At 46.3% G+C, this 9,413-nt stretch carries 10 protein-coding genes and 2 pseudogenes; 4 read left to right on the top strand and 8 right to left on the bottom strand.

The genetic code is table 11. From position 1 onward, the window contains the following. Positions 1-182: 182 nt before the first annotated feature. On the top strand, positions 183-512 hold the full coding sequence (locus EC840_RS24970; protein ID WP_112289151.1) for an NIPSNAP family protein: 330 nt from the start codon (positions 183-185) through the stop codon (positions 510-512). Positions 513-663: 151 nt separating this feature from the next. On the opposite strand, the gene EC840_RS24965 is transcribed toward EC840_RS24970, so the two are convergent. The 6 genes from EC840_RS24965 to EC840_RS24935 form a co-directional block, all read right to left on the bottom strand. Next, entirely contained in the window at positions 664-1,173 is a 510-nt protein-coding gene (locus tag EC840_RS24965; RefSeq protein ID WP_132967419.1) for a GrpB family protein, read from the bottom strand. 237 nt (positions 1,174-1,410) lie between these two features. Then, positions 1,411-1,971, bottom strand: a complete 561-nt coding sequence (locus EC840_RS24955; RefSeq protein ID WP_013578388.1) for a hypothetical protein — start codon at positions 1,969-1,971, stop codon at positions 1,411-1,413. 235 nt (positions 1,972-2,206) lie between these two features. Continuing rightward, a complete protein-coding gene (locus EC840_RS24950) occupies positions 2,207-2,809 on the bottom strand; it encodes a site-specific integrase (RefSeq protein WP_120162491.1) in 603 nt (200 codons plus the stop codon). A 179-nt stretch (positions 2,810-2,988) separates the two neighbouring features. Then, on the bottom strand, positions 2,989-3,426 hold the full coding sequence (locus tag EC840_RS24945; protein ID WP_183065295.1) for a hypothetical protein: 438 nt from the start codon (positions 3,424-3,426) through the stop codon (positions 2,989-2,991). A 50-nt stretch (positions 3,427-3,476) separates the two neighbouring features. Then, positions 3,477-4,865 (bottom strand): HAMP domain-containing sensor histidine kinase, encoded by a 1,389-nt coding sequence (locus tag EC840_RS24940; RefSeq protein ID WP_120162489.1) that lies wholly within the window; start codon positions 4,863-4,865, stop codon positions 3,477-3,479. Beyond that, positions 4,865-5,542, bottom strand: coding sequence for a response regulator transcription factor (locus EC840_RS24935; protein WP_120162488.1), 678 nt, complete (start codon positions 5,540-5,542; stop codon positions 4,865-4,867). The genes EC840_RS24940 and EC840_RS24935 overlap by 1 nt, the downstream gene beginning before the upstream one ends. 206 nt (positions 5,543-5,748) lie before the next feature. On the opposite strand from EC840_RS24935, the gene EC840_RS24930 reads away from it, so the two are divergent. After that, positions 5,749-6,585: a MipA/OmpV family protein gene (locus EC840_RS24930; protein WP_015689968.1), complete on the top strand. Its 837-nt coding sequence runs from the start codon at positions 5,749-5,751 to the stop codon at positions 6,583-6,585. Positions 6,586-6,707: 122 nt separating this feature from the next. Here the strand turns inward: EC840_RS24930 and EC840_RS24925 are convergent, their stop codons facing one another. After that, positions 6,708-7,457, bottom strand: coding sequence for a hypothetical protein (locus EC840_RS24925; RefSeq protein ID WP_132967413.1), 750 nt, complete (start codon positions 7,455-7,457; stop codon positions 6,708-6,710). Positions 7,458-7,674: 217 nt separating this feature from the next. Here EC840_RS24925 and EC840_RS25630 point away from each other — a divergent pair. Beyond that, positions 7,675-7,749, top strand: a pseudogene (locus EC840_RS25630) (glyoxalase); the annotation flags it as partial. Positions 7,750-8,007: 258 nt separating this feature from the next. Here the strand turns inward: EC840_RS25630 and EC840_RS24915 are convergent. Beyond that, positions 8,008-8,217, bottom strand: coding sequence for a DUF6434 domain-containing protein (locus tag EC840_RS24915; protein ID WP_013575635.1), 210 nt, complete (start codon positions 8,215-8,217; stop codon positions 8,008-8,010). Positions 8,218-8,576: 359 nt separating this feature from the next. Between EC840_RS24915 and EC840_RS24910 the strand changes: the two are divergent. After that, positions 8,577-9,413, top strand: a pseudogene (locus tag EC840_RS24910) (IS110 family transposase); the annotation flags it as partial.

Below are 9,413 nucleotides of genomic sequence, written 5' to 3'. Positions count from 1 at the left end.
TTGGTCGGAAAAACGCTTCTTCATGGGGGTGTCCTCATGTGGCTTATGAAGACATTACTAACATCGGGGTGTACTAATCAACGGGGAGCAGGTCAATCTGCGCGCTCCGCCAATACTGACAAGTTCAACTGTTCCACGCGCAATAATTCGCTATGATGAAAAAAATGAATAGGATATCGAAGATGAAAGCAGTCGAATTTCTGCTGTACACTCTAAAACCAGGCACCGGGAAAGACTTCCACAAAATCATGAAGGAGGAGAGTGCTCCACTTCACCATTCAGCGGGTATGGATATTATTTCTTTTGGCATATCCGCACATGACAACGACGCATACTATCTGATCAGAGCTTATGACAGCCTCTCCCATCTCAAATCCTCTCAGGAAACTTTTTACAACAGTGAAGAATGGCGTCTTGGCCCTCGGCAGGACATTATTGATAGGATCAGCGTCAGCATTAAATCGGTGCTCATGCTTAATAATAGTGCCATAGAGAATTTACGTTCAAATTGACTGTGCATCTATGCGTATAAAAGCCGCGCAAGCGGCATTTATATTGCTTGCCCGAGCCGTTCATCCGATGATCTGAGGTATCTCACCGGCAGCTGTGAGCGAAATGCGGACATACCACCACATCATGCATTTGTGCCGAAAGTAACTTTTGTTATTTGTAGTCTCTAAGTGCCAGCCGGAGATGATGAGCGATAAAGTCGGCTTTGTGAGTACTATAGAGAGGAATATTATCCTCACTTGCCAGTGCTGCAGCATGCTTTATCTCAGCATACTCATCAGCTTCTTTCTTGTTTTTTCTCAAATAATCGCGGAACGCCAGATGTTTTACTATTTGAGGATTGCCTACACCAAAAGCATGAACGTGATGACTACGGTGCTCTTCTCCTTTAGTGAAATATCTTCGATTTGAAATTCCATTTTCACCACGAACGCAGTATCCGGCACGCTCCATTGCAAAGTTTAATTTATCCAGCTCATCCAGATCATATACCTCCAGCAATATATCTATGATTGGTTTTGCTGATAGCCCCGGTATAGACGTACTGCCAATATGATGAACCTGTGAAATTACCTTCCCCAGCGTGTTCTGTAATAAGCCCCTTTCAGCCTCATATCGGGTATGCCATTGCTCTTCATACTCCACAACAATGATCCTACGCATTTTTTACTCCGGTTAACTTCTTTGAGGTTTTACTAAACCATCATTTATGTTGATAGCATGATTTGATGTCCGCTCCTGGCACAGAGCGGCTGTTAAATCACGTTCGATCTTATGCCAAGGTTCCTCGGGTGAACGATGATATTCTTGCTGGATATACTCAAGTAAAATGCGAAAGGGAAGTCAAATCTGATGGAATTATGCACACAGAAAATGCATCTTTCAGGATGCTGGGAAAAATTACCGAACAAGCAGATCCAGCCAATCTGGGTCCTCAATTTTACGGGAATAGGGCAGTATCGCACGATTAATCAGCTCAAAGAATTCTGACTCATCCATCCTTGCTGCTTCGCTTGTGCCTGGTCCCCCCCATTCATCAAAGAGATGCCAGTATAGCGATTTCAGGGTATCGACGACCGCAGCGAAAATCTTTACGTCAGGTTCAAGCCAATGACACACCAGAAAATACATTTTCTGTTCTGCATCATGGATGGACGCAAACTGGGAAAGTTGACGCACAAACAGCTTAATCCAGACCAATGCTGCTGTTTTTAGCGGTGGCAGATCTATCCGCTGCTCTGCCATGTACCGTGAGATAAATAATTCAACCTCGGTCCGCTCAGGTTGGTTATCAAGCCCCAGTGAAGCGAGAATTAAAAGAGTCTCTGAATCATTTCCTTCGGTGATTTGGTCTTCAGCCCATGCAATGAACAGGCGGTCCAGATCATTGTGGAGAAAGTGATATTTCCGGGAAAAAACAAGCAACCCGAGTAGGTCATTGAGTGTGTATAGAGACGGCATCTGATAATCCCTTACCTGTATTTTTTTCATGAACTCTGACAGTGATAATTTCTGAGTGCATCATGAACTGAACGGTGAGTCTGTGTAACCGAATGAAACTCCAATTAACCTTCATTTTATCTTACCTATTGATATAAATTCTATAAAGTGTAGTGGAATACCGATTTTGGCCACATAAGCAGAATCGTGAAATGTCCGCGCCTGGCACAGGGCTGCTGTTGCAGCCCTGACAACCTTAGACTTCAATCGACTCAGAGATCTCTAACGCATCATCGACTTCAATGCCCAGATATCGCACTGTGCTTTCCAGTTTCTTATGACCTAACAGAAGTTGGATGACCCGGAGATTCTTGGTCTTCTTGTATATCAGGTAAGGTTTTGTTCTTCTCATGGAGTGTGTGCTGTACAGCGAATCTTCTAGACCAAGCTTTCCTACCCATCCATGAAAAATACGGTTGTATTGCCGGGTTGAAATGTGTTGGCAAGAACCGACCCTAGATTGGAACAAGTAGTCTTTACTGTGCAGATTACCCAGCTTTATTAGCGCTGCAACTGCTTCTCTTGTCCCTTTGGTTATCTCAAATTGGACGGGGCTACCGGTTTTCTGTTGTAACACCGTTGCTCTGCTCGAAACAGAACTGCCATATGCAACATCTGATACTTTGAGTTTTACCAGATCACAGCCCCTGAGTTTACTGTCTAAGGCCATGTTGAACAGGGCTAAATCGCGCGTTTTGCCTTCCAGTTTAAGTCTAATTCGAATCCCCCAGATATGAGATATCTGAAGCGGTCTTTTTTGTCCGATGATACGGTCTTTGTTCCACGGTGACGTGTTCATGCTCAAACCTCCTGCAATGTGGGAGATTTAAGTATGATTGTCCCTCATGAGCGAACAGCAGACGTTCGCAGTTGTTCATCATTACTGATGAAGGCATTACTTAAATCGCGGTGTGTAAATCAACGGGGGATTAAGTCATATGGCCTGAGATGCTTCACGGTATTGACGAGAGTGTCGTTCTAGCAAGCTCTATCGCCGTCAGCCCAGCGCTTGATATCACTTATATTTGGCGACCTGATGCCCACACTCAAGATGTTCTTGGTTGTGTATAGGCTGACCTGTGCTTTGTCCCCATCATGTCTTTCTATTTCAATTAGCGTGTTGTTAATCAACAGTCCCTGCGCAAGGAGCTTTTGATTGATCTCACCTTCATTGCGCTCACCGTCAAACTCGCTTAATACGATGACCGGATTTCCTGAATATGCCTCATATTCCAGGCACTGCCTTGCCATGTGTCTTAAGGTTCGATAGGTATCGGAGGGCTCCGTCTTGCTCGTGAAGCTGCCGTCATAGGATGATTGACTGCTTTTTAATTCGCTGACGGTTATGGCGCACCCGCTGATTGAGATAGAAAATAATAGTGTAGACAGCGTCAAATATTTCAATTTCAACTCCATTGTTCTGACAGAGGCCCTCCGCTGGGCTAGTATCAAAATCATGTTTTCTTTCAGGCGGACTTGTGGTTTGGAAAGTCAACAGTAACCATGAGCCCACCTTCTGCAGACGTACTCAGGCATACGCTGCTGTTATGTTGCTGCGCAACCGCTTTGACTATGGCAAGCCCCAGTCCACTCCCGCTTTGTATCTGATTGGGATCGCGAAAAAACCTATCGAACACGCGCTCCCTCAATTCAAATGGAATGCCGGGCCCTGCATCTGAAACACGTAGCTGAGCAGATTTATCAAGTGATCGTACATCTACCTCAACCCGTCCGCCCTCAGGGCTGTACTTCACGGCATTTTCAATTAAATTATCAATCAGCGACATCAGGCGTTCCCTGACGCCTGTGATCCAGACTTCATCATCAGAGTAGAATTCGAGCTCAATCCTGCGCTCAGCCGCCAGGGGTGCCAGTGCAGCCATTCGCTCTTGTATGAGCGTTGTCAGCGGCACAGGCTCCATAACAGTGTCAATGCGCACTTCGCTGTGCATCATCAGCAGCAACTGATTGACAAGACGCGCTGCACGGCTGTTGCTGCGAATAATCCCTGCAAGCAACTCCTGTTGATTATCGCTGCTTACATAGGACTGCAAAGCCTCCACATTGATTCGCATCGCAGCCAGTGGGGTACGCAGTTCGTGAGCGGCATCTGCAATGAAAACCCGTTCCCTATCAGAACTCTCTCGCACCCTGGCGAGAAATAGATTAGTAGCGTCCACCATTTGGCGAAGCTCCATGTGCTTTGGCACTTCTTTTAAGGGAGAGAGATCTTCTGAAGTTCGTAAGGAAATTTCATTTATCACCTTGTTCCAGGGGCGCATTGCAATACGGATTGACAGCCACGCGGGAAACAAAAGAAAAGGAATGCACACCAGTAGCGGCAATATGTAGTATCCACGCGAGTTCAGGTATATAAAAAAGTTCCAGCCGCCGGCAGGCGTGACAAGTGTTACCTCCGCATCGGATCTCCCGGACTTGAGAGTACGGCTAGTCCAGGTGCGACCTTCACTCTGAATGCTCTGAATTTTCCCATACAGGGTGTTTGTCACCCCTGCCGGAGCGCCATCAGATGAATAAATTATCTCTTTATTCTTCCGAACGATTAGGCTGATTGACAGTTTCGGATCTTCACCTCCGCCATAACCTTCCCGCAACGCGGTGCTGAACTTTTCCAGCACCGCGTTGCGATCCTGCGGGCGATCATCCATACGATCAACCAATGTAAGAATGGTTTCGTAGGTATTGTTGCCCGTTAGCATAGGGGGGCTACGCAAGTTCTCCCACAAAATGTAGGTCAGAAAAAGACACCAAAGCAGTGTAAGCAGTAGCATCTGGGCGATCATAATTCGCCGTACGAGCGTTGGAGTTCTCAGGTGGCGCCAAAAATTTCGCATCAACCAGCCCCTTTCTGAATCGGCACAGTATCAATGACATACCCTACGCCCCTCACCGTTCGTACATAGCCGTCGCCGATTTTGCGACGTAAATTACCCATATGCACATCGAGTGCATTGCTCATATTTTCTTTTGCGCCGAATATCCTTTCTTCCAGAAACCTTCGTGTAAGCACGCGATCAGTGCGCATCATTAAAGTTTCAAGCAGCGCGTATTCACTTGCCGTCAACTCAACATTCCGCGCGCTCACTGTCACGCGACGAGTCGGCACGTGGAGAGATAACCCACGAATTTCTATCACCTCATTCTCAAAACCGTAACTGCGTCGCGCAAGGGCTCTCACCCTGGCCAATAACTCGGCAAGAATAAAAGGTTTGACGAGATAGTCGTCGGCACCGGCATCCAGCCCGCACAGGCGATCCTGCAGAGTGCCGCGCGCGGTCAGAATGATGACGGGGATCCCCTTGAGCTGCTGGCGCAAGTACGCCATCAGGCTCATGCCATCGCCGTCGGGCAGTCCGAGGTCGAGCAACACAAGTTCCGGCACGCAGGCATCGAGTTGATGCAGCGCATCCACTTTGCGGCGAACCCATATGACATCTAATCCTTGATCTGCAAGGGCAATACGTACGCCGTTGCCGAGATCCAGGTCGTCTTCGATGAGGAGAATTTTCACAATAGTTACGTTATCAACAGTGAATGAAGAACGTCTGAAGAAAAAAACGGTATCAGGAAATTTATCAGGTTTGTGTCACCGGTACGTGCTTAAGTATTTCTTCATTTTTAGCTCATGAGAACTTTAGGGTGCGTATTCAAACTGAGCGTTCTGGCGTTTAAAACCCGCTTGCATCGTAATCGTTTGAATCCATAAGGACTTCTTTAATGAGCAACTTCGAACTGCGTCATAAGTTCCCCTATTCACTCTCAGGACGCACCCTGATAAAAATGCTGCCGGGCGCGCTGCTGGCGTTACTGGCCACCCCAACACTTGCGGCAGAACCACAACAGGGTAACGCCTTAACGTTGGGAGGAGGCGTGGATGTTACGCCACTTTATTCTGGTTCGGATGAAAACCGCGTCACGACAGCCCTGGTGCTTGATTACTCGATGCATAATGGGTTCTTCGTGAGTACCACGCGGGGTATCGGTTACGGCAACAGCACCGGCAAGCTGGATTACAGTACTGCGCTGAGCTATCGCGCAGGCCGTAAGGATCATGACGTGGACAGCGACTCACTGAGCGATGGCAGTGACGACTTGCGGGGTATGGGCGATGTCAAAGGCTCGGCTATCGGGGCATTGGGTCTGGGGTATAAGGTCACCGACTGGCTTCATTTGCAATTGCAGGCTGAGGTGCCATTTTCTCAGCGGGACAATGGCGCGGCCCTGCATTTCGGCATTATCAGCCCGCTTTATAGCTCATCGGAAAATACCGTGACGATGGCGCTGACCAGCAGTTGGGGAACAGGCAACTATATGCAAACTTACTACGGGGTAAGTTCATCACAGTCAGCCGCATCGGGGTTTAGTCAATATGATGCCGGTTCCGGGATTTATGCCTATTCACTGAATATGGACTGGACACACAAGTTCAACCAAGACTGGAGCGTGGTTGCCGCAACAGGCTTTACGCAGTTGGCTGGTGATGCACGCAACAGCCCGATTGTGCAACGAAAAGCATCGCCCACTGGAAGCTTGAAAGTGACATATAGCTTCTGAACGTAGTGCGATTGCACTGTCAATAAATACACACTCGATCCGCCCCGATACAGATTATGGGGCGGTACTCACAAAGGACGTAAGGATTTCACTTAAAGAAAGCTCACGCATTGTTGTTTCTCTTAATTACAGTAACTGGCAAAAATAACGTGCTTATTTCTCATGGAGAGAATCCATTGAGAAGCTGAAATGGCATAGTGAATGTTTTTTATACCAAATTTTTCCAAGTCTTCCGGAGGGTATGAAAACCATTTCTCCGGAAATCTTTCTTTATAGTCATCTTTTAATTGCGGACAAAATGACACCCTGATGTTCACACCAATTCTTCTATAGAATGCAATGTCATCATTTTTTAATTTTTTAAATTCCTGAAGCATAAAAAAATCATCTTTAGAAATATCTCCTGATACTGTTACTTCTCTCTCAGGGCCGTTGACACCACCATGCCACAGAAGATATGAATTATTACCTAGATATTTATTCTTCCCGGCCGGGAAAATATAGTTAGCACAGGCAGAAGCGCAAACACTACGCACATCAACACTGAGGCCATTTTTGTAGATGTAGTCACCTATCTCCATAGCATTTCTGGCATCACCACCAATGCTATTTATAGATATTTTTTTGATGTCATGATTTATGGTTAGATTCAAAACAGCAACGTAAGAAGTGTCTGTAATTTTTCCATTATAATAAAGCACATCCCCCCTGCTATATATTTCAGGAGGATCTAAAAGAACCTTCACGTCCGGGAGATCGATCTCCTCATATGCTCCACATGGTGCCGGGGAAAATAAAAAGACAATCAAAAATGCTGAAGCCATCACTTGATGATTAAAAATGGAAAAAATACTAAAATGGACATGTCTCATTATTTTGAATTCCTTTTCACAACATAAATGGAAAATTAAATATGCAAATCATTTTGACACGTTTTTTTTTGTTTCTTTACGGCAGGAGGATAGCCACATTTTCTTTGTGTAATGTATTCTCTAAAATCGCCTGCTTTAAGTAAACAAATGTAAGTGAATGTGTTTTTCATCAATTTTTTTGAATAAAAACTAAAGTGATTGCACAGAACTATGAGCGCAAACAGTCACTCGGCTACTCAGCCCTGAAGGGTTGCTTACCGGATTTACTTTCACCCCCTGGCTCCGGGGTTAATCAATGTCCGCTTTAGGCACCAAACTGCTGTAGGTGAAGCCCATCAGGCTGCTTCGAGCGAACAGCTGACAAAAGGCCCAATGACGAAACGTCGTAGACAAGCGGCTGCACAAAAGATCTAGATGCATCCCGTCAGGGCTGCTGTCGCAGCCCTGATAGCCTCAAACCTCGAGTGATTCATGTGCCTTGAACAAAGAGAGAGCTGGCGACGTTGGCTTTGGTGAGTTTCAGCTTTGAGCGAGAAGCGGGCTTGGCTTATTAAAACGAATGTCTGCGCTTCCACTCATTTACAACATCACCCAAAGTTTTTGGATCATCATTACGTATCCACATCATAAATTCACGATCGAATCGAAAATCTTCGCCACACTCCTTAATCATGAAACGACGAACGTTTTGTGTATTTTTGTAGTTTTTATCAATGCTAGTGGCACTGGTCAGTAATGAGCTATGCCAATCAATTTTCAATTTACTCACTCCTATGATGAAAAGGTTGATTAGAAATTAGGATACTAACTAGCATAAAATGCCGAAATTCTGCAACGTCCGCTTTTGGCACTTAGCAGACCTTCTGACCGAACTGAAGGTCTGCTAAGTGCCAAATAGTCATTCGCACCCTGAGAGTTACACTTTTAAGTGATTCAGGGTAAGCGCTTATTGGTTACGAATATTGAGCGAGAATCACGTGATGATCGCCGCTTTTCTTTCGAGCTAGTGGGTGCTCCACGTTCGCTAACGAATACTCAGGGCATGCAGATAAACTGCTGGCTATATTTCTTTCGAAGAACGTGGAATGCATACCAATCCCCGATAAAAAGGGGGTGGTGATGACTGCTACTAATCAATTTTCTGCGCATGTTGGTCTGGACTGGGCAGATAAAAAGCACGATGTCTGTGTTCAGCTTAAAAACGGTGAACGCACATTCCATGTGATTGAACATACGCCGGAAGCTCTTGATGTCTGGCTTACCGAGTTACACCAGAAGGTAAAAGGCAGGATCGCTATCGCCGTTGAGCTGAAGAAAGGTCCCGTGGTGTATGCTCTTCAGAAATATCCCTTTATCACCGTTTTCCCCGTCCGCGCTTTGTCCCTGGCTCGTTACCGGCAAGCCTTCTCGCCCAGCGGCGCTAAAGATGACCCGCAGGATGCCGAGCTGGCATTAGAGTTAATGCTGCGTTATCCCCACCATTGAACCCGGCAATGCGGATATCCGGTTACTCCAGCAACTGGTTGAGCAGCGCCGTCAGCTGGTTGAAGACAAACGCCGTTTTGTGAACCGGATAATCAACACACTTAAACAGTATTATCCTCAGCCACTGGAGTGGTTCTCACATCGGGGTAGCTTACTATTGTGTGAGCTGATTATCCGGTGGCCCAGCCTGCAACAACTGAAACGATCGAGGCGCGACACGATCCGCAACTTTCTGAATGCCAAAGGTGACCGCGCAATGGCCCTTACCGAGCAACGTGTTGCGAGTATTGATAACGCGATCCTATTGACTACAGACCCGAGCGTTATAGAGGCTAATGCTTTGATGGCAACAGCACTGGCGACACAAATTAAAGTTGTGAGTGAAATCATCAAAACCTATGACGAACGAATCGAAGCGTTGTTTGACACATTGCCAGATGCGGAGTTGTTCAAATCACTTCCGGGCATGGG

The organism is Rahnella sp. JUb53, assembly GCF_004346065.1.
Lineage (GTDB): Bacteria > Pseudomonadota > Gammaproteobacteria > Enterobacterales > Enterobacteriaceae > Rahnella > Rahnella variigena.
This window is presented reverse-complemented; position numbering and strand designations above follow the sequence as displayed.

What these genes read in the sequence shown, in the direction of transcription:
- EC840_RS24970 (WP_112289151.1), top strand. Translation starts at nt 183, where the DNA reads ATGAAAGCAGTCGAATTTCTGCTGTACACTCTAAAACCAGGCACCGGG.
- EC840_RS24965 (WP_132967419.1), bottom strand. Translation starts at nt 1,173, where the DNA reads ATGCGTAGGATCATTGTTGTGGAGTATGAAGAGCAATGGCATACCCGA.
- EC840_RS24955 (WP_013578388.1), bottom strand. Translation starts at nt 1,971, where the DNA reads ATGCCGTCTCTATACACACTCAATGACCTACTCGGGTTGCTTGTTTTT.
- EC840_RS24950 (WP_120162491.1), bottom strand. Translation starts at nt 2,809, where the DNA reads ATGAACACGTCACCGTGGAACAAAGACCGTATCATCGGACAAAAAAGA.
- EC840_RS24945 (WP_183065295.1), bottom strand. Translation starts at nt 3,426, where the DNA reads ATGGAGTTGAAATTGAAATATTTGACGCTGTCTACACTATTATTTTCT.
- EC840_RS24940 (WP_120162489.1), bottom strand. Translation starts at nt 4,865, where the DNA reads ATGCGAAATTTTTGGCGCCACCTGAGAACTCCAACGCTCGTACGGCGA.
- EC840_RS24930 (WP_015689968.1), top strand. Translation starts at nt 5,749, where the DNA reads ATGAGCAACTTCGAACTGCGTCATAAGTTCCCCTATTCACTCTCAGGA.
- EC840_RS24925 (WP_132967413.1), bottom strand. Translation starts at nt 7,457, where the DNA reads ATGAGACATGTCCATTTTAGTATTTTTTCCATTTTTAATCATCAAGTG.